Here is a 26,694-nt window from a genome sequence, read left to right on the forward strand (position 1 = left end):
ACAAACGAAACACTCCCACCACACCACAGAAAAACGCCTGAAACGAAGGCGGTGTAGGACAAGAAGAGCCGCAGATGCGGCAGATTCAACCGGCGAAGCGCAAATGTCCAGCGCCCAGGATGAACAATCTAGTCTTGGCGAGTGTCGACGCGTCTTGCTCTGAAACCTGAGGGTTCAATATGGATAAGCCAGTTACTTCGCACGATTTCCCCGACCGGCTCCTCGCGAGCCTTATTGACCAAAACCATCCGGCCTATGAAGAGGCTTGCGGGCTCTACAACGCCATGATCGACAAGCGGCCGCGCTGGATCATCCCCTGCGCCGAGGTCGCCGATGTCGTCGCGGCAGTCAATCATGCCCGGGACAAGCAGTTGCTTCTTGCCATTCGCGGCGGCGGCCACAGCGGTCCCGGCTTCGGCAGTTGCGACGGCGGAATGGTCGTCGACATGTCGCCGATGAATCGGGTCGATATTGATCTCGGGACCAGCACGGTCCGCGTCGAGGCCGGCTGCACCCAAGGCGATGTCGACCGCGCCAGCAGCGCTCATGGGCTGGCGGTGCCGGCTGGCCTCGTCTCGTCCACAGGCATCGCCGGACTGACGCTGGGCGGCGGCACTGGCCATCTAACGCGCAAACACGGCCTCACCATCGACAATCTGCTTGCGGCCGAGGTCGTGCTGGCCGACGGCAGCGTCGTTATGGCAAGTGAGAACGAACACCCGGAGCTGTTCTGGGCGCTGCGCGGCGGCGGCGGCAACTTCGGCGTCGTGACGCGCTTCACATTTCAGGCGCATCCGGCGAAGGATGTCTATGCCGGGCCGATCTTCTTCGACATCGAGCATACCGCAGAGATCATGCGCTGGTACCGCGGCTTCCTGCCCGGAGCGCCGCGAGAGCTCGGGATGTTCTTCGGCATCAAGACGGTGCCCTCCTGCGACCCTTTCCCGCGCGAGATCTGGGGAAGGCGCGTCTGCGCGCTGATCAGTTGCTACAACGGCGCGGAGGAGGACGGCATCCGGGCGATGCAGCCCGTGCGCGACGCGCTTCCCGGGCCTTTGATGGACGGTATGATGCAGATGCCCTTTGTCGATCTGCAGGCGCTGTTTGATCCGCTGCTGCCGAAGGGCTTGCAGTGGTACTGGAAGGGCGATTATGTCGACGAGCTGTCCGATGCGGCCATCTCAGTCCATGCCGAGCACGGCTCGAAGACCCCGAGTGAGCTGTCGCTGATGCATCTCTACCCCATCGACGGAGCGGTCCAGGAAGTGGCTCCGGACGCCACCGCCTGGGGAGCGCGGCGAGCGCGCTGGTCCATGGTTATCGCCGGCATCGACCCCGACCCGACGAAGGCGCTGGAGCTGAGGCGCTGGGCAAGCGAATATTGGGCTGCGGTGCACAAGCACAACCCGCACGGTGGCGCCTATATCAACTTCATGATGGATGATGAAGGCGAGGCGCGTGTACGTGCCGCCTACGGCGCCAACTATGAGCGGCTCGTCACGGTCAAGCGCAAATACGATCCGGCGAACCTCTTCCGCGTCAACCACAACATCCGGCCGTAAGCCGAGGCTGAGCCTGTCCGTCCTTGGGTCGAGCGAGGCGGACAGGCCTGTGGCATGCGCAAGCCGGTGTCGCGCCATCGAGGACGACCATCCACAAAATGCGTCCCGCCTCGTCGCGCGTGCCTCTGAAACAAACGAAACACTCCCACCGCGATACAGAAAAACGCCTGAAACGAAAGCGGTGTATGACAATAAGATCCGAAGACGCGGAAGAATAAACGGACGAAACGAAAATATTTAGAGCCTAAGACCGAACATCTAGTCTTGGCGAGGGTCGACATTTTTTGCTCCGAAACCTGAGGTTCAAAATGCATAGGCCAGTTGCTTCATACGATTTCCCCGACCGGCTCCGCGCGAGCCTTGTTGGCCAAAACCACCCGGGCCATGAAGGGGCTCGTCGGCTCTTGCAACGCCATGATCGACAAGGGGCAGACGTCAACCCCGCTACGCGACGGCTGATCGGGAACAGCCGACATTCGTACGGCCGCGCTGACACTGCCGATTGGTGATGATCTCGGCTGCCATTGGGCAGCCCACCGAACTGCGCACGAACGCAACAAGAGACCGTGCGCTGAACAACCTGCCGCCGCACATCCAGGAGGATAGCGGTTGGTCGGTTTGCCCAAAGGGCATGAAAAGACGGCCTCATCGATGCGGTGCGGGGCACGGCGCGTCGAGGCCAAACGCTAACCCTCAAAAATGGAGAATTGAAATGCTCAAGATCGTTCTTGCCACTGCCACCTTGCTGTTTGCTTCCGGCATGGCTTTTGCCGGCAGCGACCACTATGGCTCCGACTACAGCCATGGCTCCTTCTATCCGAAGACCCGTGACCATTCGATGGCGTCCGACAACGGCTACGCGCTCGACCCGAGCGGCACAGCGAGTGTCAACACGACCGACAGCGCAGCGACCTCGGCAGGAAATTCGAACTTCGATAAGCCCGGACCTGGTTACGGACAGGGGATGTGGGGCAGCCGATAACAGCGTTCGGCCACACGGTCGAGATTCGACTTCCAGGCGGCGGGCTCGCCCGCCGCCTGGAATCACCTCACGCCCAGCGCAGGGAAGATCCTTTTCGATCTCGTAGCGTGGGCTGGAGCGGGTTTGGTTGCGCAGCCCGATCGGGTGCGTTTCAGGAGAACTCTCCTCGGCCCGAGCTTTGAGAGCTGCATCTCATTTAATCTGAAGCCGCGCCCAGTCGTGAGTAAGCGCCGCCGCGCGCCACCAATTCATCATGCGGACCTTGTTCGACGATGCCTGTATCGGCGACCACCACGATGCGATCGGCATTGCGGATCGTCGCCAGCCGGTGCGCGATCACCAGCGTCGTTCGGCCCTGCGCAAGCTCTGCCAGCGACTGCTGGATCTCCCGCTCGGTCTGCGTGTCGAGTGCCGAAGTCGCCTCGTCCAGGATGAGGATGGTCGGGTTCTTCAGGAACATGCGCGCGATTGCCAGGCGCTGCTTCTGACCGCCCGAAAGCTTTACGCCGCGCTCGCCGATGATCGTATCGAGCCCTTCCGGCAGCGAGGCGATGAGTTCGTCGAGGCGCGCGCGGCGCGCGGCCTCGACGATCTCGCTCTCGACCGCGTCCAGCCGGCCATAGGCGATGTTCTCGCGGATCGTGCCGCCGAACAGGAACACGTCCTGCTGCACGATACCGATCTGCCCGCGCAACGAGGCCAGCGTCATATCGCGGATATCCAGACCGTCGATGGTGATGGCGCCGCTGTCGACCTCGTAAAAACGCGGCAGCAGCGAGCACAGGGTCGTCTTGCCGGCGCCGGATGGCCCGACGAAGGCGATGGTCTGTCCTGCTGCGATGTCGAGATTGATGCTCTTCAAAACCGGCCGTTCGCCGCTATAGCCGAAGCTGACGTCCCGGTAGCTGATGTCACCCCGGAGCATCGGTGCGTCAAATGCACCGGGCCGATCCGCGATGTCCGGCTCAGTGTCGAGGAGGGCTGCATAGCGGCGAAATCCGGCGATGCCTTTCGGATAGGTTTCAATCACCGAATTGATCTTGTCGATCGGCCGGAAGAACACATTGACCAGGAGCAGGAAGCCAACGAAGCCGCCACTGGAAAGTTCGCCACGCAGCACGAGATAGCTTCCGGCGATCATCACCACCAGTTGGATCAACCGCATGCTCATGTAGCTCAGCGACGTGCTTGCGGCCATGATACGATAGGCATCGAGCTTGGTCTTGCGGTAGCTGGCGTTGTCGCGCGCGAACAGGTTGCGCTCGTGGTCTTCATTGGCGAAAGCCTGCACCACCCGCATGCCGCCGACATTCTCCTCGATGCGAACGTTGAAATCGCCGACCCGCCCGTAAAGCGCCTGCCAGTTGCGCGTCATGCGCGCGCCATAGCGGCTTGTCACCCAAGCGACCAGCGGCACAATTGCCGCCGTAATCAGCGCAAGCTGCGGATTGACCAGGAACATCAGCGCGAAGGCGCCGATGAACGTCATGATCGCGATGAACAGGTCTTCCGGGCCATGATGGGCAACCTCGCCGATTTCCTCCAGGTCCTTGGTGACCCGGGCGATGAGGTGACCGGTCTTGTGATTGTCATAGAAGCGAAACGAGAGCTTCTGCAGGTGATCGAAGCTCTTCCGGCGCATCTCGGTCTCAATGTTGATACCGAGCATATGGCCCCAGTAGACCACGACCGCCATCAGTCCGGTGTTCACCACGTATATGGCAAGCAGGCCGGCCGACGCAGCAAGGATCAGCAGCCACTGCTGAGTCGGCAACAACTCGTCGACAAACAGCTTGACGGCCATCGGAAACCCGAGTTCCAGCAGGCCAGACAGAACCGCGCAGCAGAAATCCAGGATGAACAGACTTCTCCAGGGGCGGTAGTAGGCGAAAAATCTGCGCAGCATTGGGATGCTTTTCTGTTCGAAGGTCTGGCCTGCCAGGAGCATGGCTATGCGAGAGCTGTCGCTACAGGCATTTCTTGCGGCGACTGCTCAGCGGCGCCGACTTGTCCGAACGGATAGCTTACGATAAGTGGAGTGTAAACATCATATTATGAGGTCTCCATGCTGACTGCGATCACGCGCTGCGAAACGCCGAATGCGGGCAAATATCTCCAGCAGCTTTGCAAGCATTTCGCGCACAAGGTCGAGGTCGCCTATGGCGATGGGCATGGGCAGTGCCGGTTCTCCTGCGGCACGGCTACCATGAATGCCGGTCTCGAACGGCTGGACATAGTGGTGGAAGCGGCCGACACCAAGGCGTTGACCGAGACCAAGCAGGTCATCGAGTCGCATCTCGTCCGGTTCGCCTTCCGCGAAAATCTCCAGCCGCTGGCCTGGCGCGATTGAAGCGTCGTTTGCGACACGGAGCATGCTCATGAGATGGCTCAAGTCGGTCCTGGCCTTGCCGGCATTGGCGCTTTTCCTCGTTCAGGCGTTCGCAACCGAGATCGAAACCGCGAAGGGCCCGGTAACGGTCGGAAAGGCGCCGCAAACGCTCGCGGTGTTCGACATTGCGGCGGTCGATACGTTGAACAGCCTGGGCGTGAAGATCGCCGGCTTGCCCGACAAGCTCTATGTGCCCGAGCTCGCCGTGTTGAAGGACGGCGCGGAAATCGTCGGCACCCTCTTCGAGCCCGATCTGGAGGCGCTGAGCGCGCTGGCGCCGGACCTCATCATTGTCGGCGGGCGCTCCTCGCCGCAACTGGCGGCGACCAGCCGGATTGCGCAGAGCATCGATATGACGATGAATGGCGATGATCTGTTCGCCCAGGCGAAGCAGCGCTTGACGACCTACGGCGCTCTCGTCGGCAAGCCGGCCGAGGCGGCGGCGCTTGCTTCGGAACTCGATGACGCGCTTTCGTCGACGCGTGCCGCCGTCAAGGGCAAGGGCACGGCGCTGATCCTGATGACCAGCGGCCCGAAGGTGACCGCCTATGGCAAGGAGTCCCGCTTCGGTTGGCTGCATTCGGCGCTCCAGCTCACGCCGGCGGTCGAGGGTGTCGAGGCCGCGACCCACGGCGAAGCGATCTCCTTCGAGTTCCTCCGCGACGCCAATCCGGACTGGCTCATCGTGCTCGATCGCGCCGCAGCGATCGGTTCGGGAGAGCAGAATGCCAGGGCGACGCTCGACAATGAACTGGTGGCCGAAACCACGGCCTGGAAGAAAGGGCAGGTGGTCTACATGCCGGCTGCCGATTTCTACATCGCTGCAGGCGGCGTTCAGTCGACGATGCGCGTGCTTAAAACCATTCGAGACGCTTTCTCGCGCACCCAATGACCGCCGGATCGCTTGGCTCTCAAGGCTTCGCCTATCAGGCAATCGGCGCCGCAACCCTGCTGGCGCTGTTTGTGGCCAGTCTGTTCGTCGGCGTCAGCGAGCTTACCATAGGCAGTCTGGCCTCCGACCCGGAAGCCTTGCGGCTGATCATGATCAGCCGCTTGCCGAGGACGTTGGCGGCACTTCTGGCCGGCAGCGCCCTGGCCATCGCAGGGCTTGTTATGCAGACGCTTGCCCGCAACCGTTTCGTCGAGCCTTCGACGGCTGGAACCGCGCAATCGGCGGCACTCGGCATACTGGTGGTGACGCTGGTTTGGCCCGATGCATCGCTTGGATGGAAGGCAGCCGGCGCGGCGGTGACCGCTCTCGCCGGGACATCCGTTTTCCTCATGCTCGCGCATAGGTTGCCGCCGACACAACCTTTTCTCGTTCCGCTGTTCGGATTGGTCTATGGCGGCGTCATTGGCGCCGCCGCGATCTTTGCCGCTTGGCACCTGGACCTTCTGCAGTATCTCGAAGTGTGGATGACGGGCGAGTTTTCCGGCATCCTGCGCGGGCGCTATGAACTGTTGTGGGTCGCGGGCGCACTGGTCGTATTGGCCTGGTGGACGGCCGACCGCCTGACGATGCTTTCGCTGGGCAGGGACGTCAGCATAGGGCTCGGCCTGAACTATGCCGGCATGCTTCGGCTCGGCCTGGTCATCGTCTCGGCCATCACCGCGCTGACCGTGGTCGTCGTCGGTACGATCCCGTTCGTCGGCCTTGTCGCGCCCAACATCGTATCGCGCTTCGCCGGCGAAAACCTGCGCCACACCTTGCCATGGGTCGCCGGCGGTGGCGCGGCGCTGGTGCTTGCCTGCGATATCATGGGCAGGCTCATCCGTTTCCCCTACGAGGTTCCGGTCGGCACGATCCTCGGCGTCGTCGGGGCGGTGCTGTTCCTCGTCCTGCTGCTTGGCCGAAACAGCAATGACTGAAGTTTTGATGCAACGCGGCCTGGTGCGGCCCGAGGGCCGCCTCGTGATAATGGCGGCGGTCGCAGTGCTGGCCGGCGTGGCCTTCATGACGATCGGCCTGCGCGGCGATCTCGCCTTCGTGGTCGAACTGCGCGCAGCGCGGCTGGCTGCGATGGTTCTGGTCGGCGTGGCGGTGGCGGTTTCGACGGTCGTGTTCCAGACCGTTTGCGCCAACCGCATCATCACGCCATCGATCATGGGCCTGGATGCGCTCTACGTCTTCTGCCAGACGGCGCTGGTTTTTGCGCTGAGTGGTTTCGGCGTTGCCGGCATCGATCCGCGCCTGCACTTCCTCGGCAATTTCACGGCAATGACCAGCCTCGCGCTGGCGCTGTTCCTGCCGATGCTTCGCCAGCGGTTCGACCTGACGCTGATGCTGCTGACTGGCGTCGTGCTGGGCGTGCTGTTCCGATCGCTGACGACGTTGCTGGCGCGGCTGCTGGATCCGAACGATTTCGCCGTACTGCAGGGTACGGTCTTCGCCAGCTTCAACGCGGTGGAACCCGATCTCCTGCTGTTGGCCGGCGCGATCACCGTGGCGGGTGTCGCCATCGCCTGGCGGGCGCGACATGTTCTCGATGTGCTCGCGCTGGGCACCGACACAGCCATTGGGCTGGGCTTGGCGTGGCGCGGCACGGCTGCCGGGCTGCTGGTTGTTGTCGCCGCGCTGGTGTCGGCGTCGACGGCGCTGGTTGGACCGATGGCGTTTCTGGGGCTGCTGGTGGTTTCGCTCACTGGGCGCATCGTCGGCACCGACCGGCACGCCATCCTTCTGCCGGCAGCCGCGCTCACGGCGATAATCGTGCTCGTCGGCGGCCAGACAATCCTCCAGCATGCTCTGGGCGGGGAAGGCAGCCTCGGCATCGTCGTGGAGTTTGTCGGTGGCATCGTGTTCCTCGCCATTCTATTTGCCGGGGGCCGGCGATGATCGAGATTGCAGGCGTCTCCCTGGCTCTTGGCGGCAGCCGCATTCTGGACAATGTCAGCCTGACCGTGCCGAAGGGCGGCGTCACGGCGCTTGTCGGACCGAATGGCGCCGGCAAGTCCAGCCTGTTGTCGTTGATCGCCCGCCTGCGGCCCCTGCAAAGCGGCCGCATCACCGTCGACGGGCTGCCGGTCGACACGACGCCGAGCCGGCAGTTGGCCAGGACTATGGCCATCCTGCGACAGGATCCCGGCGTCGCAAGCCGCCTGCGTGTCGCCGAACTGGTGGGGTTCGGTCGTTTCCCGCACAACCGCGGGCGGCTGACCGCGAAAGACCACGAAATCATCGCGGCGTCGCTCGAACAGTTCGATCTCAGCGACCTGGCGCTGCGCTTTATCGACACCTTGTCAGGCGGGCAACGGCAGCGCGCCCTCGTCGCCATGACCTTCTGCCAGGGGACGGATTACATCCTTCTCGACGAGCCGCTGAACAACCTCGACATGTTTCATGCAAGAAACCTGATGCGGACGCTGAGACGAATCGCCGACGAGCACGGCAAGACGGTGCTCATCGTGCTCCACGACATTAATCATGCAGCCTCGTACGCCGACCGCATCGTCGCGATGAAGGACGGCGCCGTTATCGCATCGGGCGAAACCGGCGACATCATCCGGCCGGATATACTGGAGAGCATTTTTGGCTTCTCGATGCGGGTCGAAAACATCGCCGGTCGGCTGACCGTCCTGCATCACGCCTGAGAATCTGCACCACGCTGAGAATGCTTCCGCGACTGCAGCGCTCGAAGAGCGCAGCAGTTACAACGGCTTGCATAACTGGATTTTTATTATCAAGTTTGTTGCCGCAGCGCAACCGATGGGTTAAGGCAGTCCCAACAGGCGCGGTTCGCGCCAGCCGGGGCTACCGTATTCGAGGGGATTTAGCCGATGTCATCCGATCTGTTGCGAGCGCTGACCGTCAGCACCGCGATGTCTATTTTCTTGTGTCCCGAAGCGCTGGCGCAGTCTGCCCCCGCCCCGGAAGCGGAAGCCGGGACGAGCACGACCGAAGAAAATGAAACAGCTCAAGTTCCCGGCGGGGGCACGCAACTCGACACCATTCTCGTCGTCGACGTGGGGGCGGGCGCCAACGCGACGGCCGGCGCCAACCTGATCACCATCGACCAGCAGGAGATCGACCGCAAGAAACCGCAGGATTTGAGGGAGGTGTTCTCCGGCGAGCCGCAGATCGCCGTCGGCGGCGCGATCCCCAGCACGCAGAAGATCTACGTCAACGGCGTCGATGAGAACAATCTGGCGGTGACCGTCGACGGGTCGCGACAGAACAACAAGGTGTTCCACCACAACGGCACCTATCTGCTCGACCCGGCACTTCTAAAGGCAGCGTCGGTACAGGCTGGCGTCGCGCCGGCCGACGCCGGTCCGGGCGCACTCGCGGGCTCGCTTGGTTTCGAGACCAAGGATGCGGTCGACCTGCTCGAACCCGGCCGCAATTTTGGCGGTTTCGTCACCGGCATATGGGACACCAACAGCGAGACGTTCACCACCGGGGTGAGCGGCTTCGGCCGGCAGGACGGCTTCGAGTATCTCGGCTACATCAATTACGGCCGTGGCGGCAATTTTACCGCCGGCAACGGCCAGGAGATGCCTGGGACCCGCACCGATCTGATCAGCGGACTGGCCAAGATCGCCTACGAGAGCGTCGAGGGCCATCGTTTCGAACTCAGCCACGAGCAGGTCCGCGACGACGCGCTGCGCCCCTATCGCGCCAACGTCTATATCGACCGAGGCGCCGAGCCTGAACTCCGGAACTATGATCTTCGCCGCCAGAACACGGTCTTTACCTATACGGATACGTCGCCGGAAGGGTGGTGGGACCCCAAGATCGTACTCGCTTACAGCCGCACCCAGATCGGGACGCTGGAAACGGACCGCACCGACGCCAATATCGTGTCGCCGACCGACGGCGCGACCAGCAGCTTCAACGGCAAGGTGGAGAACCGCTTCGCGCTCGACATCGGCAGCGTCACTGCCGGTTTCGACTTCTACAACGACAAAGCCAACCTGGATTATCTCAACCCGACGGAGCCGTTCTTTACGGACGAGCGCGCCACCAATATCGGCGCCTATGCCCAGGCGCGGCTGGAGCCCTTCGACCGCGCCAGGATTTCCTTCGGCGGGCGCGCCGATCACCAATGGTTCACCGGCATCGACGACTCGGACTGGAACAACGCCGGTGTCAGCGGCAACATTTCGGGCGAGTATGACCTTGTGCCGGAGTTCCTGACGGTAAAGGCGGGGACCTCGCATGTCTGGGGCGGCGTTCCGCTGGCTGAAAACTACCTCCAGAACCCCGCCTGGACCTATGGCGACGGCCCGGAGCCGGTGACGTCGAACAACTATACGGCCGGTCTGGAGGCGCGCTACAACGGCTTCACCTTCGAGGCGAACGTGTTTCGCACCGACATCAACGACGCGCGCCTGCCGGTGTTCGGACCCGAAACGTCACCGGTGCCTGTCTTCACCTCGATCCGAACGCTCGATCTCGTTTCCAAGGGTTGGGAGATCGGCGGCCGCTATGATTGGGACGCCGGCTTTGTCAGTGTGAAATATGCCGACATCAATGCCGACGTCGACGGCAAGCCGGCTGATACCGAGATCGGCCGCTATTTGACGACTCCTCTCGGCCAGATCGTGATGATCGGCGCCGGCTACACATTCGACGATTGGGGCGTCAAAATCGGTGGCGACATCGAAATCGCCTTGAAAACCGATAGGACGCTGGTGCGGCATCCAACCGATCCGGCAAGCGAGAAGAAGGAGCTGCCCGGCTACGAGGTAGTGAACGCCTATGTCGAGTGGACGCCGCCTTCGAAGCCGAACTTCACGCTGCGCGCCGACGCGCTCAACATTTTTGACGAGGCCTATACCGACCGCGCGGCCTACGGGCAGGATTTCGACGGGGTGGCGCCGCACTTTGATCCCGGCCGCTCGTTCCGGCTGAGCGCCACCGCGCGCTTCTGATCCCTGGCAAAACGCCGGCCTCGGCAATCGCCCAGCCGGCTGCAAAAACGATGTCTGCGTTGGCGCCTTCGGAACGGATCGTGCGCCAAAGTGCTACAGCGCCCTTTCGGCATCCATAAGGACGCGCGGCGCTGTCGATGCTCAAGCGACGCCGGCGCGAACCGGTGCTTCGCGGTCCGCCCGTAGCAGGCGCATGTTGCGGGCGTCGTTGGCGAGTATGTTGAAGCAGTCGCCGCCGAACCATTCCAGTGAGGCGTCCACCTCCTCGCGCTCGAACAATTCGTCGAGGAATTGCAGATAGTCCACCGCGCCGTCGAAAAGCGCGGTCATGCCCGTCCGCTTTCCGGCCGCGGCATAGACGTTTGCCGGCTCGAAGACGGCGAGGTCGGCACGCGAGCGGACATTTTTCAGATGATAGTGCCGGATATGCGGCAACAGGGCGCGATGCGCGGCGACCGGATCGGCGCCGCCTTCCCAGACGTGCAAGGTGTCGAAATTGATGCCCAGCGCTGGATGGTCAACCTCCTCGAGCAGGCGCTGCGTCGACGACAGCGTATCGGCAAGCGTTCCCGGATGTGTCTCCACCAGTAGCTGGCAGCCCTGGTCCTGCGCCATCATGCAGGCGTCCTTGAGCCGCGCCGACAGTCGCCAGCGCGCTTCGGGCGAGGTGTCCCGGCTTGCCGACTTGCCGGCGAACGTGCGCACCTTGCGGGCGCCCCAGCGGCCGGCCAGGCGGCAGAGGTTCGACGTGGCGTGGCGCAGCGACGCCAGATCGTCATCGAGAGGCAGATAGTCGCTGAGCATCGGTACGGAAAGGCCGAATGCCGCCATCCATTCGGCGTTGCGCTCGGTCATATGCTGCATGTTGCGCGCGTGTGCGCCCCAGAGCTCGATGCCCTGGAAGTCGTTCGCCTCTGCCCATCGCGCGATGTCCTCCAGCGACAGCAGATGATGGCGGAAGGTGATCGTGCAGAGCGACAGCCTCATGCGACGGCGTCCTCGACATCGTGGCGCGGCGCGTGCAGGAGGCCGCGCGTGTCGCACCACACCCGATAGGTTTGGGCAAGGCGGCGCTTCAGCGAGCGCTCCATCGCGTCCAGCATATCGAGTTTCTCGAACACCCGCGGCGCCAAGGCTTCGTCGCCTGTCTGGCTGAGCTTCATGATGGCGTAGTGAAGCGTCTTGAATTCCTGGATCAGGGATTCGATGTCGTCGCAGATCGTGTCGAACCCGGCGTTGGAAAGCTGCAGCGATCGCCAGAAAAAGGCGAAGCCATGCTCCAGCGCGTATTTGCGGATCGAGATGACCGGCAGCTCGCGTAGCGCCATCGACAACTCGGGCAGCTTCACGCCGTCGCGGCCTTCCAGATGCGCCCGAACGACTTCGCGCGTTGCGCGCGTCAGCAGATTGTCGTCTTCATGGAAACAGGCAAGGAAATAGTCGCGCAGATCTACGGCGGACGGTTTCCTGATGTCGGCAGCGTCGAAGATGAAGCCGCCGGCAACGGTCGGCTGCATGATCGCATTGATGACTTTCTGCTTCTCGATCCTGCCTTCCCAGCGGAAATCGGGGTCCAGAACCATCCAAACCGCCGGATCCTCGGTGTGTACCAACATCAGATAGTGCGGGAACGGATTCTGGTTGAACTTGTTCTCGCGCTCCGGCAGGTGGAAGAGATCGAGCATGACCATCAGGTACTCGCTCTGCTTCTTGCGTTCCAGGAGCTCCAGCATCGTCGCCAGGTTCTCTACCTTGGCTGCGTCCGGCCGATACCATTGGCGGACCTTGGCGCCGTACAGGCGCTCGAACCAATCGCGGAAGAAGTCGTGGTTGATTTCAGGCGCGTGATACGCCAGCCGCCAGCTTTTATCGACGGCGAAACCCGCATCCCAGACGCCGAAGAAGAAAGGTCGATGATCGAGCTGCCTTTGCTTCACCGCGTGGCAGACATTGCTGACGAAGCAATGGACCTTGATGTCGACGAAGTCCTCGCCATGCACGCCGATCCGCTCGGCCGCTTCTTGTTCCGCGCAAGCGAGAACAAGTTCCTTAGCCGGCTTAATCAGTGTTCCATTCTGTTCCGAGGCGTTGACGAACAGCCGCGCCAAGTCGTCCACCGTGTCCAGATCCTGACGGCTGACCACCTCCTCGGGAAGCGCGACACCGTGGTCGAGTTCAAGCGCCAGCATGAGTTCGAGAATGAGCACGGAATCGAGATACAGATCCTCGTTCAGCCTGGCTTGCGGCGCGAAGCCATCCATGTGCTGGTTGTCGAGCCTGTCGCGCAGGACCGTCCCGATCGCGTCGACTATCTGATCGTAGGTCATCAGGCTGCCTCCGTCCGTACCAGCGCGAATTCGCCCGTGCCGTAGCGCACAGCCACGTCGCGCCGGCTGATCTTGCCGTTCGCTTGACGCGGGATCCGCTCCACCTGAACGATTTCGGTTGGCATCTGGTGTGCTGCAAGCCGCTCGGCGCACCATTGCCGAAGCTGCGCCCGGTCGACCGCATGTTCGGCGCTGAACAGAAGCGCGACGCGCTCGCCCGCGAATGCATCCTGCTTGCGGAACACGACCGCGTCGTCAATGCCGCCGAACGTCATGACCACGTCCTCGACTTCCTTCGGATAGACGTTGAGGCCAGAGACGTTGATCAGATCGTCGAGACGCGACAGGAAGACCAGCATCCCGTCGTCGCGGCGGTAGCCGAGGTCGCGCGTCTCGACGACCACGCCTTTGCGCTCGACGGCAATTTCCTTCGGCTCACTGGCCGTGCCGGCGTCGCGCAACGCGAAGCGCGGCAGCACATGGCCGATTTCATTAGCCGCCTGCACATCCCGGTTGATCGCTATGCAGCCGGCTTCCGAGCAGCCGTACTGCTGGAACATGTATTTCGATTTGGCTCTGATCTGCCCGAACCAGGGGTCGGGCAAGAGGGTGCCGGATGTCATCGTAGCGTGGATCTGCTCGCCGGCCGGCAAGAGCCTGGCGAGCGTGTGAAGGATGGCCGGCGACGAGATCAGGTAGGGCCGCTCCGTTTCGCGCAGCTTGCGCAGCAGGAATTTTGGGTTCCCTGTGTCCAGTATGGCGGGAGACTGGCCGCGCTTCAGCGCCACCATTACGCCGCAGATCAAGCCATAGGAATGAGTGGTTGGGCCGGCGATCAACGGCGTCATGTCCTGTGGCTCGACAAACGCCGAGGTGTAGCTGTCGATCTCGTCGTCTATGTCGCTCCAGGCGCGCGCGATGCATTTCGGCTCGCCGGTCGTGCCGGAACTCATCTGCAGCAGCTGTCCAGCTTCGCTGGCGCGCTCCTCGCAGATCGGCTCGCCATCCAGCCGGTTGTAGAAAAGCCAGTTGCACTTCGCCGTCTCCGCCTGCCGGCGCGCCGCGGCATATGGCGTCGAGGGATGCAGCGGCAGCACGCTGGCGCCGGCTGCGCGCGCGGCAAAGAAGAACGCCAGCCAATCCTGCGCCTCGGAGAAACAGACCGCAAAACGGTCGCCTGCGCGCTTGTCGAGTTGCGCCGCGGCCGCAATGCGATCCGCCGCGTCGCGGAAATAAGTTCGATCAAAGACCGTGTCGTTGATGGTGATCATGTTTTCTGTCTCCTTACGCGACTGCAAGGCTGTTTGGGATTTCGTGAGCGCATTCGGTGCGCGGTGGCGCGAGCTTGCGTCGAAGCAGCGATTCCGTGCGGATGCGTGGCTGGAACAGGCCAAGCGCGGCCTGCCGGTGTGTCAGCCCGAACTGCCGGCAATGGTCCTGCAACCGCCTGCCGACGCCTGACCAGAAGCTGTCTTCGTCGAGACCGTAACAATGCCGCAGCAGATGCGAGATCTCGGCGAGGTTGTAGACGAACAAGGCGTCCAGGCAGAGCTCGCCGAGCAAATCGGCGCTCTCCATCCAGTAGTACTGGTTCGGCGCGGCGTCACGATAGGCGGGGTTCAAGGCGAGGAAGTCGGGAACAGTGGAGGGATCGCGCAGGAAGCCCGGCACATATTCGACGCTGTCGTGGAAGTCGCGCATCGCCAGTCTCACGGGCCAGCCATCGCGATGGATCAGGATCAGGTTCTGGCCATGCGCTTCCGTGGCGATGCCATGGCCGACGAGCAGGTGAAACACCGGCATCACCACCGTAGCCACAAGCTTGTCGAGCCAGGCGTCCAGCCCGTACTCATCGACCCAGTCCGCTACGAACGGCCGGCCGTCACTCTCCAAGCCCATCAGCGCGTTGAGCGGCACCGCGGTTTCGCCGGGCTGGAGGCTGCTCGTAACCTCCTCCCGCCAGATCGCGGCGATCTGTCCTGCCAGCGGTCCTTCCCGATCTGCGATCGTGCCGGCATATTCGGCCAGGATCGTGAGCGGATAACGCGCCTCGAACAGCGGATCGCTGGCGACAATGTCCTTGAGCCAGCGGCTGATCACCGGCGCGCTGCACACCGAATGCGGCTCGATGATGCGCCTGGCCGACGAGTTGATGAGATTCATCGGCAGTTTGAGATTGGCGCGTCGCGGCTGATCGCGATTGAACAGCGTCCGCACGGATTGGCTGGCGGTATAGTGGTCGCCGGCCTCGCCGAGGAATCCGGCGGAGCCCTCCGCCAGCCAGCGCGACAGATCCGAGCCCTGTAACGCTTTCCATTGCCAGGGATGCAGCGGCATCAGGCCGAACCGCCTTGCATTGTCGCCGAGCCGGGCACGGCGCTCGTCCAGCAGCGCGTAGGTTTCGGTGCCGAGTTCGTGCATCCAGAAAGCCTGCTCGTCCGTGGGATACGCCGAGTGCAGACGTTCGGGCGCGACCGCCAGCCAGGCCAGTTGGAAGGCGTTGCCTGCTTCCGGGCCGTACGCCGCGTGGTCGGCGTAGTCGAAGCCGGTGCGCGCCTTGAAACACGGATGATAGGGATGACCCTCATCGATCGCGCTGTCGAGTTGCGCAAATGGCAGATCGCGGCGCGGTTTGGGCCGGAGATTGAGCTGGTTCCAGGCGCTGAAATCGAGCGTCCGATCCAGTTCGGAAGTGAGTTGCGCGCGCCGTTCGGGGCAGGTGTCTATGCTCGCAAGCAGATCGCCGAGCGTCGCCGGGCGCCATTGGTCGGCGCAGCCCCGCTCGATCGTCTCGGCGACAACCCTGACCCGGCCGAAGGCGCCGATCGATCCCTCGCAGCGTATCGAGGCGCCGCCGCAGCGCCATTCGAAGCGGGCTTTCCCGCCGTCTCGCGACAGCGCGCAATCGACCAGGCCCTCATAGACCAGGGCTTCCGCGAGCTGGCGCATCACACGCAGCTCGGGGATGCCGTGGAGATCAAGAGGCAATGGCATGTGCCTGCTCCGCGGCGACAAATAGCCCGGCACGGCTGAGTGGATTGGGAAAATGCGTGTAGACGGCGCTGCCGCCCTCGGCCAGCTCATCGACATCCCCGAGTCGGATTGCCAGGTTGGCCTTCGCGGTGATGTGCGGCTTGTCCAGCAGGTTGGTCGCGAATTCCCCGCCCGCGCCAGTGAGCTCTTGCGCCAGCTTCTTGAGCCGCGCACGCAGCATGGCGAGCAGTTCGGCCTCGCTTGCCAGGCCGTCATGCCCGGCGCGAGCGACAACCGAGAAGATCTGATTGACAATGAGGTAGTAGGAGAGCCGCTCGCGAATCTCACGGTCGTCGAAGAAAAGACTGCGGATCTGGACAATGTCGGGCATCAGGCCATACCACCGGGCCCTGAAACTGTTCGAGAGGTAGAACCCCTGGCTGTCGCGATAAAAATATCGGCTGGGCAGCCCCTGCTGCGACAGGTCAAGCAAGCTGTTTTGCTGATGCGCTTCCAGCGCGACGCCGAACCGGTCAAAGAGTTTGACCAGCGGATCGAGCGCACAGTCGAGATAGCATTCGAACCAGCGACGGCACGCCTGCCGCACCGAGATATCCTGATCCTGCGCGACGCGCCGGACGATGGTTTCGAACAATGAGCTGTGTCCGGGACGTGGTTCGGCCGTCAGTGCCGAAACGGTGATCACGGGATCGTCGGCGCGGCCCCGGAACGGGTTTTCGCGGAAGATGACTTCGAAACCGCTCTCGGCCTGTCCGGAAAAATCCAGCGTCAGGTATGCGCTGTCGTGGAGAAAGCCGAGGCGCGGCTCGAACATGTCGATCCCGGCGCGCTCGAACAGGCGCGCCACCGCAACGCCTGCTTCCAGCTCGTGCCGCCTGTTGACGCGCTTCGAGTTGGTGATGCGGACGGGCAGCGAGAATTTCGGCATCCAGGCGGCATCATCGCTGTAAACCGTGCGCACCGAAGAAGTCGCCGTGAACACCGGCCCTGCCGGGCCGAGATACCGGATCTGCCCTGAATCCATGAGCGCGCGCACCGCCGGGTCGAGCATCAACGCTTGCGCCTGAAGCGGGTGCATCGGCAGGAGCATCTCGCCGTTGCCTGCGGCGACCTTGCCGGCGTCATTCCCCAGCAGTGAGCTGACGATCGCGGTCACCGCGATGCCGGCGGAATCCTCGCGGACGAGGTCGGCAGCGGCGGCGAAATAGGCCAGCTGGAAACCGCCGCGCAATTCGGGGGCATAGACATCCTGCTGCCAGTTCGACATGCCCTGCAGGCTCTTGGGCGTCGGATGCAGCGGATGTCCAAAATACAGGGATTGTTCCGCGGCTATAAAGCTGATCGGTGGCGGCGCCCGATCGGCGGCATCGAGGTAACGCTTCGTCGCCTGACAGCTCTGAAGAATCCGTTCGAGGAGCTCCACATCGGCTTGTCGGTGCGTGGCCGATCCGGCTTCTCTGGCTCCCAGCACAAGCAGATGCACGGCCAGGATCGGTTCTATCTCGTGCCAGTTCGGACCTGCATCCTGACGAATCCAGATCTGTCCAAACAGGTGCATTCCGCAAAGCGATCGGGATTTCATTTCGATGCGCAGCACGGCATGCCGCGATGGCAGGGAAATCTCCACGCAATCGAAGTTCCGTTCTCCGATGCGGTGGAACACCGGAATCCCGGAATTCAGCTCACGCAAATAGCTGTTTGCGAAGGCTCGAAAAATTGCCTGTTCTGCTGCAATCTGATTCTTGTCGATCATTCGTTGCGGACGCCATGTCGCACAGACGCCGGGCAGGCGCTCTGTGCTGAGTTTCAAGGGTTTTGATGGCGCCGCGCGTGAAGGACCAGCCTTGCTGCGGCCGCGGCTAAAACTAAACTACGATTGTCATGTTATCCTAGTCAGCTGCAGGGATCAACCTCCTGAAGGCGATCATCTGGGCAATGCCACCGCGGCTCATCTGGACAGTTCGATCTCGGCCGCGATTGCCCTTTTAGCCGAAACGGTTGGCGCGGAAGGTTGCAAGCATGGGATGCGGATTGCCGGAGGCGATTTCTTTGGCCAGCAATTCGCCGACGATCAGTCCAAGCGTGGCGCCGCTGTGGCTAAAAGCGACGTGAAGGTCGGCGACGGTCTCGACGGAGCCAAGCACCGGCTCGCCATCGCCGGGGATAGGCTTCGGGCCAACGGCGTAGGTTGCGAGTTGGAGCCGCGGATTGCCGTCGAGCACGGCGGTAGCTTCGTCGAGCAGTCCCTTTACGGTTTTGTCGTGCACGGTGTAAGTGCCGTCTGAGTTGACCGCGACTTCTTCCTCCGACCATGCCGAATCCAAAACAAGTGCGCCATCCGGCGTCGGGCGCACCGCAACACGCGGCGTATTCAGCACGGCACGGAGGTCGGTCTTGATCGGTTTGGTCTTCAAGAGAAGTGAAATCGGGGTGGCGTCGGGGACATGGACTCCGATCTCCGCAAGCATGCAAGGCGTCGCTGGCCCTACGGCAAGGACGACTGCATCCGCCTCGACCGGCGTACCGCCAGCAGTGATGACGCCACGTGCGCGACCGCCTGTGGCAACTATCCGCACGCGTCCAGCGTCCTGAACAAGCTTGCCGCCGCGGGAGCGGAATTCATTGAGCAGCCGATCGATCAAAGACGGCAGGTCAACCCATCCTTCGCCAGGATTGAAGATGGCGCCCTGCGGGGCGATCGCGTTGGCATCGATGCCGGGCGTCACTGCGCCAACTTCGGCAGGGTCGAGCAGAAGCGAGTCATAACCAATATCCTGCTCCAACTGCCACATCGACGCGATCTGGTTCGCCTCGTCATCTGCATCCCAGGTGAGGCCGCCGTCAAAGCGAAGCCACGATGCGGCTTCCGGCCTTGTAGCGGCCAGGGTCCGATAACGATCGATGCCTGCAAGCCTCAAGCGGTGATAGGCAGTGTCCGCGCGTCGCGCTGAGTTCAGCCAGGAAAGTGAACGGCCGGATGCACCATTAGACGGCGCGCCGTCGTTGACAATGGTCACATCAAGGCCAAGGCGGGCGAGGTGCAGCGCGGTCGATGTGCCAAAGATGCCTGCGCCGACAACAACGACATGACGCGGCTTAGGGGATGCAGTCATAGAGAAATCCTTTTACGCGGAAGATGGGCTGGGAGTGTGAGATCGCCACACGCGCGGCGGGACTAGTAGTCCGACAGCTTCTTCATGTAGCGCCGGCCCTCGAGCATCGGCCGATCGCGCAAACCGGCCAGCTTGTAGGCAAAACGCCACAGAGTGTCGAAGAAGACCAAAGGCACGAGATAGGGTTTGATGTGTTCGGACATACCGCTGAGGTCGAGTTCGGCTCCATCGAGCACCAGGATGTTTTCCCGGCTGCCGTACTCGATAAGGAAATCGCGGGCGCGTTCGGAAAGGCTCCGCGTCTCGTCCAAACCCAGCAAGACAATGAAGCAAGCATCCTTATCCACGACTTCGAATGGGCCATGAAAGAACTCGTTCGCGTGTATTGCCTGCGAGTCGTACCACTGCATTTCCATGAGCACGCAGATGGCGTAGGAATAGGCCGCACCGTAGCTGGCGCCGCTGGCTAGTGTGTAGATTGCCTCTCGAGGTGCGAAGCGAGGGGCAAACGCCTCGAACCGGTCTGCGTAGGCCCGGTGCGCGCGCTCGATGGCCGGTTGAAGATGGCCCAGGGAGATCAGCAGGTCGTCGGTTAGCCCGCCATCCTCCCGAGCATCGATCAAACCGGCGAGCAGCATGTAGAGCACGCCGTAATTGCTGTAGGCTGCATCGATTGCTTTGCCCGTCGTGTACGAAGCCTGGTAGGCAATCGGGTGGTCGACCGCCCGCGCGAGGGGCGACGTCTGGTCGAGCGTCATGCCGATTGTCGTTGCGCCTCGCGTCCTGGCATGATTGGCCGCCCGCACTGTCTCCTTGGTGGTTCCTGTCTGCGAGCAAAGGACAACGAGCGTGTCAGGTCCCAACCGCCGCGGATCTCGGCAGACGAATTCATCCGCGTTGTAGCTGTCACAGGCGAATGTCCCATTGTGGCGGTCGAGGAAGTATTTGCCTGCCATCATGATCGAGAGCGAGCCGCCGCACGCCACGAGAAAGAGGTGCGAAAACTGCCTGCCCGCGGTGGCGTTCAGAGCGCGTTCTACGTCGGCAGGCAGGGCGGAAATCATGAGCATCCTCGTCTCGCTGACAGAGTTGGGGTCGGCGCGCAATTGACAGGTAGCAGTCATTGTGCGAACGTTATCACATCCTATAAGCTGAAAGTCCTGCAATGGTCAAGATTGCCGCGATGGGCGATAACGTGGTCGATTGCTACCTTGATCGCGGCGAGATGTATCCTGGCGGAAACTGCCTCAATGTTGCAGTCCACCTGAGCCGCTTCGGCGGGCAGTCGGCCTATGTTGGAGCGATCGGAAAAGACCGGGCCGGGGACCTGATCTGCACCGCACTGGCGTCGGAGCGCGTTGACATCACCCGATTGCGGCGCCTCGAAGGGCCGACCGCTTACTGCCTCATAGGTCACCACAACGCCGATCGGATTTTCCTGGATTTCGACCTCGGTGTTTCGATGTTCACGCCGACGCATGAAGATCTGGATTTTCTCTCAGGCTTTCAGGCCGTGCATATCGGCCAGTCCAGCGGATTAGACCCGTGGATTGCCTCAGTGTCAGGTAACTCTCTATTATCTTATGATTTTTCTACGCGACGGGAACCGGAGCACCGGCGCAAGATTGGACCTTTTTGCTATCTGGCTTCCGTCTCAGGGGATGGTCTCGACGACAAGGAATTGGCCGCAGTCGTATCCGAGCTGCTTGCATGTGGTTCAAAGTGGGTTTTGGTGACTCGCGGTCGAGCCGGCGCGGTGCTTCACAGAGACTCTGTCTCCTACCACACTCCGGCGCGGCTGGTCGAACCCGTCGACACCTTGGGCGCGGGCGACACCTTCATCGCCCGAACGCTACTCGGCCTGCTTAACGAAGAGGCGCCTCAGGACATTCTCCGCCATGCCGCAGAGGCGGCGGCTGCAACCTGCCAGTACTACGGCGCGATCGGCCATGCGTCAGCAATAGATATCGGGAACATGACGCCCGAGATCCTTAGCGGGGCCCGGCACGCTCCACCCGGGAAAGCTGTCTAGCTGCGAAATTCTCCGAAACAATTGACGCGAGGAACGGATAATGTTAGGGGAAGTGATAACGTTCTCATCCGCTCAACGAAACGCCGCCTAAGAGCATTTTTGATGGATCAGACGTCGAGTGGAACCGCAAGGCCGGGTTCGGCCGATTAAAAGGAGAAGACATGCAAACAAATTCGAGCAGGCGCCACCTGGTGAAATGCGGTCTGGCGCTGACCGTCGCGTTGGTGACAGGATTTGGCACATTGGCCTGGTCCACGCAGGCAAAGGCGAGCGACAACCCCTACAATCTCATCGACCCGATGGCGATCAGCGTCGGAACGATGGGCGATGCGAAGCCCTACGTCTTCACCGACGCCAATGGAAACTTCACCGGCTTCGATGCTGAACTCTTCCGCGACGTGGCGCGCCGGCTCGGGTTCAAGGAGGAGCAGATTGTTTTCACCGGCCAGGAATTCTCGGCGCTGCTGCCATCCGTCGCCAACGGCCGCTTCGACGTCGCTGTCGCCGCGATTGGCACGACTGCGGAGCGCAAGAAGACCGTGGATTTTAGCGACGGATATATCGCCGGCTATCTGTCGATCATTTCGGCCGATCCGGCTCTGACGAGCAATGAGAGCACCGCCGGAAAGCGCATCGGCGTCATCCAGGGGACGCTGCAGGAAATCTATGCCGAGAAGAATCTGAAGGGCGACATCGTCAAGTTCCCCGATAACAACACCGCAGTGGCGGCGCTGAACAACGGGACGATCGATGGCCATTTCACCGACTATGAGTCGGCCAAGCAGTATGTAGAACGCTACAAGAACCTGAAGATAACAATGAACGTGCCGTCCTTCGATGCGCCAGCCGGGTTCGTCGTCAAGAAAGGCAACGACGCCTTCCGCGAGGCACTGAACAAGGCGCTGCGCGAGGCCATGGATGATGGCACCTGGAAGCGGCTGCACGAAAAATGGTTCGCGGGCACCCCGATGCCGGATCAATATCTGCCCAAGAAGTGAGTTCGAGCGACTTTGCTGTGTTTTCCGGCCGGGCCCGTGAGCAACGGTGCCCGGCCGAGTTATAGATGGACCTGATATGAGCTGGTTCGATACCTTCTCCCGCAGCTTCCTTGATTTCCAGGCGATGGCAGACGTTCTGCCAAACATGGTGATGGTCGGCCTCAAGAACACCCTGATCCTTGCCGTCGCCTCGACGTTTTTCGGGACGCTGATCGGTATCGTCCTCGCCGTGATGGGGATTTCCGAAAACCGGCCGCTGAAACTCCTCGCACGGGTCTACACCGATATCTTTCGTGGGCTTCCCGCCATTGTGACTATTCTGATCATTGGCCAGGGCTTCGCGCGGTTGGGCCGCGATCTGTTCGGTCCATCGCCTTATCCGCTGGGCATTCTGGCACTCAGCCTTATTGCCGGCGCCTACATCGGAGAAATTTTCCGGGCCGGCATTCAGAGCGTCGAGCGTGGTCAGATCGACGCCACCCGCACTCTCGGAATGACGTATGGCCAAGGCATGCGCCTGGTGGTGATCCCGCAAGGCATCCGCCGCGTCCTGCCGGCACTGGTCAACCAGTTCATCGGCAACGTCAAAGACTCCAGCCTGGTCTATTTCCTTGGCCTGCTCGCCTCCGAACGCGAACTGTTCCGCGTCGGCCAAGACCAGGCCGTGCTGACCGGCAATTTGTCACCACTCTTGCTGGCCGGCGTGTTCTATCTCGTGATCACGGTGCCGCTAACCCACCTCGTCAACTACATCGACACGCGCATGCGCGTCGGCAAGCGTATCAGCGGCGTGCAGAGCGGCCTCAAGGAAGTCGCCGAGCTGGCTGACGCCGGTTTGCCGGGCGCAGCCAAGGCGCCCGCACGCTTCAAGGGTGGCAGCATCGAGGTCAAGAATATCGACATGGCCTACGGCGCCGTCCAGGTGCTTCATGACGTCAGTCTGAAAGTGGAGCCCGGGACGGTCACCTGCCTGATCGGCCCATCCGGCTCAGGCAAGTCGACCTTGCTGCGTTGCCTCAACCGCCTCGTCGAGTGTCGAGCCGGGGACATCCTGCTCGATGGCGAAAGCATCTACAGCCAGACCCCTGACCAGCTTCGGCGGCGTGTCGGCATGGTTTTCCAGCAATTCAACTTGTTCCCCGACCGCAGTGCGCTCGCCAACATCACCCTGGCGCTGCGCAAGGTAAGAGGCATGTCACGCGAGGCGGCTGAGCGCGCGGCCTCAGCAAGGCTGCATGAAGTCGGACTCTTGGAGCGCAAAGACCATCGGCCGGCAAATCTTTCGGGCGGACAGCAGCAGCGGGTGGCCATCGCGCGAGCCCTGGCCCTCGAACCAGAAATTATGCTGTTCGACGAAGTCACCAGCGCCCTCGATCCGGAATTGGTGAAGGGTGTCCTGAACTTGATGGCCGACCTCGGACGGGGCGGGATGACGATGGTCGTCGTTACGCACGAGATGAACTTCGCTCGCAAGGTTGCAAACCAGGTCGTATTCATGGACGAGGGACGGATTGTCGAGGCAGGGCGACCAGCGGACCTTTTCGACAATCCGCAAAGCCCTCGTCTTCGGCGCTTTCTGTCTGAGGTGCTCTGATTGCAATAGTGTGTGCAACGGCGAGTGCTGCTGAGTTCTGGCTTGCGGGGCGGGCCTAACTGCCACTAGCTCGTCGTTGCGACGTACGAATGGGCGGCGGGGCTTGCTGAGTGATTCAAAGATCATCAAAAAACGCAACCATCATAGAGGTTGCTCGCCGGGCCGGGGTCAGTTCCGCCACGGCGGGGCGTGTGCTTGGCGACTACGGTTACAGCAGCCCCGAGGTTCAGGAGAAGGTGCGCGCCGCCGCAGCAGCGCTGGGCTATCGCCCCAATCGCCTGGCAAAAGGTCTGATCACCGGTAAGACGCAGACTATCGGAGTTGTGGTCGGCGACATCGAAAGCCCATTCTACGCGAGCGTCTTGCGTGGGATAGGGGATGTTGCGCGCCGTGGCGGCTTCGGGGTTATCGTTACGAATAGTGACGAAAATGCCGAACTCGAGCGCGAGGCAGTGCAACTGCTGCTGGAAAAACAGGTCGACGGTTTGATCGTCTCGTCGACCTTCGCGGATCAGCCGGATCATCTTCGTGAGGCAGTCGCGGCCCGCTGTCCCGTGGTGCAGTTCGACCGCATCGTGGCGGGCCTGGAAACCGATTCCGTGGTGGTCGACAACGTGTCTGTAACGCGCAGCAGCATCGCTGCAATGATTGAGGCCGGACACAGCCGCATCGGCATACTGGCCGAACTAGGTCCGGGCCAGCGCGATGATGTCGGCTCGTTTGTGGCGAACGTCGACCTCTCCAGCGCCGAGGTTCGCTACCACCATCCAAGCTGGCAACGGCTGTTGGGTTATCTGGAAGCCCATCGTGCCGCAGGAATCGAGCCGGATCTGCAGTTGATCCGCCGCGTGACGGTCTATTCCAGCGAGGCGGCCCGCAAAGAGGCGCTCGATCTGCTGACGATGCGCAATGCGCCGTCCGCTCTATTCACCGCCGACGGTGTGATGTCGACAGGCGTTCTGGAGGCGACTTCCGCACTGAAGCTTGCGATTCCAGGAGACGTTTCGCTGCTTTGCTTCGACGATCTCGACTGGATGCAGTTCGTGGCACAAGGTATCACAGCCATCGCGCAACCCGCCCATTTGATCGGAGCGGCGGCGGCGGAGCTTCTCTTGAAGAGGCTGGCGGAGGCCACCTTACCTTTCGAGCACCGTGTCCTGGCGGCCCGCTTGGTGGAGCGCAATTCGATTGCCGTGCATGTCTAAGGCTGGACGATCTGAAGTCCCCTGAGAGGGGAAGAAGGCCCGTCCCTGACATTCAATCCCTGCCTGCCTTGACCTACAACGGTCGTAGGTCATTCAGGAAAGCATCGACAGGTCAGTTGAAACCGCTGACCTGAGCTTGCCTGGCTGTTCACTCACCAACCCTGGCGACCCTAACGGCTTCGGCGCCGGTCCTCGTGAACGAGGACGGCCGCTGCAATGGCGGCGGTTGTCGTCTCGGCCGGGCGGGTGCACGAGCAGTTGTGAAATATATTTCTTTATGTGAATTTTATTGACACTCGAGCCAACTGCTGCGAATGATCAACTGCTGGGCCTCGGGAGGAGGTTCGGCCTCATCAACCACAAGCGGCGGCACGCAAGTGTCCGACCGCCCATTGACCAGGCTTCGGCCGAGGGAGGACTCTTGCGCAAATTTTTGAGCATGCTCGCCATTTCGGCAGCCGCCACCACAGTGTTGGGGGCAAGCCACGCCGCTGCCCAGGCCGCTAACCCGTTCAAATGCGAACCGGGTGAAAAATACGTCATGAACGTCATGGTTTCCGGTGTCGAATATTGGTTCCCGGTCTACGAGATGTTCAAGCAGGCTGGAAAACAGTTCGGCTGCGAGACCGAATATACCGGGACCCCCGAATACGACGTGAACAAGCAAATAGCGACGTTCGACCAGGCGCTGGCTCAGAAGCCGGCTGGCATCCTGGTCCATCCGATGAACTCCGATCCCTTCATCGAGCCAATCAATCGGGCCATCGAGCAGGGAACGGCCGTAGTCACATTCGCCGCAGACTCGCCCAACTCCAAACGCGTATCCTACATCACCTCCGACAACGTCGCCGAAGGCACCTATGCCGCCGATGCAGTCGCCAAGGCGATGGACGGCAAGGGCGAATACGCGGTCCTCGAAAACCCCGGACAGGACAATCACGACAAGCGCATTGCCGCGTTCATCGCCCGCATGGAAGCCAAATGGCCGGATATGAAGCTCGTCGGCCGCGCTGCGTCGAACCAGGATGCGACGAAGGCCTATCAGGCCGTGCTCAGCCTTGCTCAGGCGCATCCCGATCTGGGCGCGGTGTTCATGCCGGAAGCCAACTCGGCAATCGGCGCAGCTCAGGCCGCCAAGGAAGGCGGCGGCAAGATCCGGGTCATGCTGGCCGACGTCAACGCCAAGATCCTCGACATGATCAAGGCCGGCGAAATCTTTGGCTCAGTCAACCCGAACCAGGGCATGCAGGGCTATATGGGGTTCATGCTGCTGTGGCTGGCCAAGCATCCTGAACTGATCGATCCGATGAACGACGCCCGGCGGTCGGGCTTCAACGGCATGAGCGTGCCCTTCGTCGACAACGGCTTTTCCATCGTCACCGCGGAAAATGCCGACGATTTCTATTGGGACGCCTACCTCAAGCGGCGCGGCACCAAGGGCATCGAGGAATAAGGCCCGCCGCTCTTCGAGCTCCTTCGGAATGCTCGACCGGACGGGGGGGGGGGGGGGGGGCCCGCCCCCCCCCCCCCCCGCCCATTTTACACGCGCCGGGGGGGGGGGGGGGGGGGCGCCCCCCCGGGGAAACAGCCCCCCCCCGCCACAGACGGGGCCGCCGCAACCCCG

General features: G+C 62.1%; 21 protein-coding genes. 13 read left to right on the forward strand and 8 right to left on the reverse strand.

Annotation, left to right across the window (positions count from 1 at the left end):
* The first annotated feature begins 179 nt into the window (after window positions 1-179).
* Window positions 180-1,562 carry an FAD-binding oxidoreductase gene (locus AC0L2V_RS07010; RefSeq protein ID WP_473519751.1) on the forward strand — a complete coding sequence of 461 codons (1,383 nt, stop codon included), beginning with the start codon at window positions 180-182 and terminating at the stop codon, window positions 1,560-1,562.
* Between the two features lie 712 nt (window positions 1,563-2,274).
* A complete protein-coding gene (locus AC0L2V_RS07015; RefSeq protein WP_473519753.1) occupies window positions 2,275-2,544 on the forward strand; it encodes a hypothetical protein in 270 nt (89 codons plus the stop codon).
* Window positions 2,545-2,740: 196 nt separating this feature from the next.
* Here AC0L2V_RS07015 and AC0L2V_RS07020 read toward each other — a convergent pair whose 3' ends face one another.
* On the reverse strand, window positions 2,741-4,450 hold the full coding sequence (locus AC0L2V_RS07020; RefSeq protein ID WP_473519755.1) for an ABC transporter ATP-binding protein: 1,710 nt from the start codon (window positions 4,448-4,450) through the stop codon (window positions 2,741-2,743).
* A gap of 159 nt (window positions 4,451-4,609) precedes the next feature.
* On the opposite strand from AC0L2V_RS07020, the gene AC0L2V_RS07025 reads away from it, so the two are divergent.
* The 6 genes from AC0L2V_RS07025 (at window position 4,610) to AC0L2V_RS07050 (ending at window position 10,807) form a co-directional block, all read left to right on the forward strand.
* Entirely contained in the window at window positions 4,610-4,894 is a 285-nt protein-coding gene (locus tag AC0L2V_RS07025; RefSeq protein WP_091589882.1) for a DUF2218 domain-containing protein, read from the forward strand.
* A 28-nt stretch (window positions 4,895-4,922) separates the two neighbouring features.
* Complete coding sequence (locus AC0L2V_RS07030; RefSeq protein ID WP_473519756.1) at window positions 4,923-5,825, forward strand: siderophore ABC transporter substrate-binding protein; 903 nt, start codon at window positions 4,923-4,925, stop codon at window positions 5,823-5,825.
* On the forward strand, window positions 5,822-6,802 hold the full coding sequence (locus AC0L2V_RS07035) for an ABC transporter permease (RefSeq protein WP_473519757.1): 981 nt from the start codon (window positions 5,822-5,824) through the stop codon (window positions 6,800-6,802). The genes AC0L2V_RS07030 and AC0L2V_RS07035 overlap by 4 nt, the downstream gene beginning before the upstream one ends.
* Window positions 6,795-7,769: an iron chelate uptake ABC transporter family permease subunit gene (locus AC0L2V_RS07040; RefSeq protein ID WP_473519758.1), complete on the forward strand. Its 975-nt coding sequence runs from the start codon at window positions 6,795-6,797 to the stop codon at window positions 7,767-7,769. Before AC0L2V_RS07035 ends, AC0L2V_RS07040 begins: the two co-directional genes overlap by 8 nt.
* The gene (locus AC0L2V_RS07045; RefSeq protein WP_473519759.1) at window positions 7,766-8,524 is read left to right on the forward strand and encodes an iron ABC transporter ATP-binding protein; all 759 of its coding nucleotides are present in this window, start codon (window positions 7,766-7,768) and stop codon (window positions 8,522-8,524) included. Before AC0L2V_RS07040 ends, AC0L2V_RS07045 begins: the two co-directional genes overlap by 4 nt.
* A gap of 186 nt (window positions 8,525-8,710) precedes the next feature.
* The gene (locus AC0L2V_RS07050) at window positions 8,711-10,807 is read left to right on the forward strand and encodes a TonB-dependent receptor domain-containing protein (protein ID WP_473519760.1); all 2,097 of its coding nucleotides are present in this window, start codon (window positions 8,711-8,713) and stop codon (window positions 10,805-10,807) included.
* Window positions 10,808-10,948: 141 nt separating this feature from the next.
* Here the strand turns inward: AC0L2V_RS07050 and AC0L2V_RS07055 are convergent, their stop codons facing one another.
* The 7 genes from AC0L2V_RS07055 to AC0L2V_RS07085 form a co-directional block, all read right to left on the reverse strand.
* Window positions 10,949-11,794 (reverse strand): sugar phosphate isomerase/epimerase family protein, encoded by an 846-nt coding sequence (locus AC0L2V_RS07055; RefSeq protein ID WP_473519761.1) that lies wholly within the window; start codon window positions 11,792-11,794, stop codon window positions 10,949-10,951.
* A complete protein-coding gene (locus AC0L2V_RS07060; protein WP_473519762.1) occupies window positions 11,791-13,134 on the reverse strand; it encodes a DUF6005 family protein in 1,344 nt (447 codons plus the stop codon). Before AC0L2V_RS07060 ends, AC0L2V_RS07055 begins: the two co-directional genes overlap by 4 nt.
* On the reverse strand, window positions 13,134-14,405 hold the full coding sequence (locus AC0L2V_RS07065; RefSeq protein WP_473519763.1) for an AMP-binding protein: 1,272 nt from the start codon (window positions 14,403-14,405) through the stop codon (window positions 13,134-13,136). Before AC0L2V_RS07065 ends, AC0L2V_RS07060 begins: the two co-directional genes overlap by 1 nt.
* Before the next feature lie 13 nt (window positions 14,406-14,418).
* Window positions 14,419-16,128: an IucA/IucC family protein gene (locus AC0L2V_RS07070; RefSeq protein WP_473519764.1), complete on the reverse strand. Its 1,710-nt coding sequence runs from the start codon at window positions 16,126-16,128 to the stop codon at window positions 14,419-14,421.
* Window positions 16,112-17,881 (reverse strand): IucA/IucC family protein, encoded by a 1,770-nt coding sequence (locus tag AC0L2V_RS07075; RefSeq protein WP_473519766.1) that lies wholly within the window; start codon window positions 17,879-17,881, stop codon window positions 16,112-16,114. The genes AC0L2V_RS07070 and AC0L2V_RS07075 overlap by 17 nt, the downstream gene beginning before the upstream one ends.
* Window positions 17,882-18,113: 232 nt before the next feature.
* Complete coding sequence (locus AC0L2V_RS07080) at window positions 18,114-19,241, reverse strand: NAD(P)/FAD-dependent oxidoreductase (RefSeq protein ID WP_473519767.1); 1,128 nt, start codon at window positions 19,239-19,241, stop codon at window positions 18,114-18,116.
* A 62-nt stretch (window positions 19,242-19,303) separates the two neighbouring features.
* Window positions 19,304-20,311, reverse strand: a complete 1,008-nt coding sequence (locus AC0L2V_RS07085; protein ID WP_353682868.1) for an SIS domain-containing protein — start codon at window positions 20,309-20,311, stop codon at window positions 19,304-19,306.
* 95 nt (window positions 20,312-20,406) lie between these two features.
* Between AC0L2V_RS07085 and AC0L2V_RS07090 the strand changes: the two genes are divergently transcribed.
* The 5 genes from AC0L2V_RS07090 to AC0L2V_RS07110 all read left to right on the forward strand — a co-directional run bounded on the left by AC0L2V_RS07090 (window position 20,407) and on the right by AC0L2V_RS07110 (window position 26,523).
* Window positions 20,407-21,273 carry a PfkB family carbohydrate kinase gene (locus AC0L2V_RS07090; RefSeq protein WP_287374682.1) on the forward strand — a complete coding sequence of 289 codons (867 nt, stop codon included), beginning with the start codon at window positions 20,407-20,409 and terminating at the stop codon, window positions 21,271-21,273.
* A 161-nt stretch (window positions 21,274-21,434) separates the two neighbouring features.
* Window positions 21,435-22,271: an ABC transporter substrate-binding protein gene (locus AC0L2V_RS07095; RefSeq protein ID WP_473519768.1), complete on the forward strand. Its 837-nt coding sequence runs from the start codon at window positions 21,435-21,437 to the stop codon at window positions 22,269-22,271.
* A 76-nt stretch (window positions 22,272-22,347) separates the two neighbouring features.
* Window positions 22,348-23,865 carry an amino acid ABC transporter permease/ATP-binding protein gene (locus AC0L2V_RS07100; RefSeq protein WP_473519769.1) on the forward strand — a complete coding sequence of 506 codons (1,518 nt, stop codon included), beginning with the start codon at window positions 22,348-22,350 and terminating at the stop codon, window positions 23,863-23,865.
* Window positions 23,866-23,975: 110 nt separating this feature from the next.
* Window positions 23,976-25,070, forward strand: a complete 1,095-nt coding sequence (locus AC0L2V_RS07105) for a LacI family DNA-binding transcriptional regulator (protein ID WP_287191543.1) — start codon at window positions 23,976-23,978, stop codon at window positions 25,068-25,070.
* A 421-nt stretch (window positions 25,071-25,491) separates the two neighbouring features.
* Window positions 25,492-26,523 (forward strand): substrate-binding domain-containing protein, encoded by a 1,032-nt coding sequence (locus AC0L2V_RS07110; protein ID WP_027156384.1) that lies wholly within the window; start codon window positions 25,492-25,494, stop codon window positions 26,521-26,523.
* Window positions 26,524-26,694: the final 171 nt, after the last annotated feature.

The organism is Mesorhizobium sp. WSM4814 (assembly GCF_055811595.1).

Bases quoted from the DNA above. Each gene is read 5' to 3' on its own strand.
- AC0L2V_RS07010 (WP_473519751.1), top strand. From the start codon at position 180: ATGGATAAGCCAGTTACTTCGCACGATTTCCCCGACCGGCTCCTCGCG.
- AC0L2V_RS07015 (WP_473519753.1), top strand. From the start codon at position 2,275: ATGCTCAAGATCGTTCTTGCCACTGCCACCTTGCTGTTTGCTTCCGGC.
- AC0L2V_RS07020 (WP_473519755.1), bottom strand. From the start codon at position 4,450: ATGCTGCGCAGATTTTTCGCCTACTACCGCCCCTGGAGAAGTCTGTTC.
- AC0L2V_RS07025 (WP_091589882.1), top strand. From the start codon at position 4,610: ATGCTGACTGCGATCACGCGCTGCGAAACGCCGAATGCGGGCAAATAT.
- AC0L2V_RS07030 (WP_473519756.1), top strand. From the start codon at position 4,923: ATGAGATGGCTCAAGTCGGTCCTGGCCTTGCCGGCATTGGCGCTTTTC.
- AC0L2V_RS07035 (WP_473519757.1), top strand. From the start codon at position 5,822: ATGACCGCCGGATCGCTTGGCTCTCAAGGCTTCGCCTATCAGGCAATC.
- AC0L2V_RS07040 (WP_473519758.1), top strand. From the start codon at position 6,795: ATGACTGAAGTTTTGATGCAACGCGGCCTGGTGCGGCCCGAGGGCCGC.
- AC0L2V_RS07045 (WP_473519759.1), top strand. From the start codon at position 7,766: ATGATCGAGATTGCAGGCGTCTCCCTGGCTCTTGGCGGCAGCCGCATT.
- AC0L2V_RS07050 (WP_473519760.1), top strand. From the start codon at position 8,711: ATGTCATCCGATCTGTTGCGAGCGCTGACCGTCAGCACCGCGATGTCT.
- AC0L2V_RS07055 (WP_473519761.1), bottom strand. From the start codon at position 11,794: ATGAGGCTGTCGCTCTGCACGATCACCTTCCGCCATCATCTGCTGTCG.
- AC0L2V_RS07060 (WP_473519762.1), bottom strand. From the start codon at position 13,134: ATGACCTACGATCAGATAGTCGACGCGATCGGGACGGTCCTGCGCGAC.
- AC0L2V_RS07065 (WP_473519763.1), bottom strand. From the start codon at position 14,405: ATGATCACCATCAACGACACGGTCTTTGATCGAACTTATTTCCGCGAC.
- AC0L2V_RS07070 (WP_473519764.1), bottom strand. From the start codon at position 16,128: ATGCCATTGCCTCTTGATCTCCACGGCATCCCCGAGCTGCGTGTGATG.
- AC0L2V_RS07075 (WP_473519766.1), bottom strand. From the start codon at position 17,881: ATGATCGACAAGAATCAGATTGCAGCAGAACAGGCAATTTTTCGAGCC.
- AC0L2V_RS07080 (WP_473519767.1), bottom strand. From the start codon at position 19,241: ATGACTGCATCCCCTAAGCCGCGTCATGTCGTTGTTGTCGGCGCAGGC.
- AC0L2V_RS07085 (WP_353682868.1), bottom strand. From the start codon at position 20,311: ATGCTCATGATTTCCGCCCTGCCTGCCGACGTAGAACGCGCTCTGAAC.
- AC0L2V_RS07090 (WP_287374682.1), top strand. From the start codon at position 20,407: ATGGTCAAGATTGCCGCGATGGGCGATAACGTGGTCGATTGCTACCTT.
- AC0L2V_RS07095 (WP_473519768.1), top strand. From the start codon at position 21,435: ATGCAAACAAATTCGAGCAGGCGCCACCTGGTGAAATGCGGTCTGGCG.
- AC0L2V_RS07100 (WP_473519769.1), top strand. From the start codon at position 22,348: ATGAGCTGGTTCGATACCTTCTCCCGCAGCTTCCTTGATTTCCAGGCG.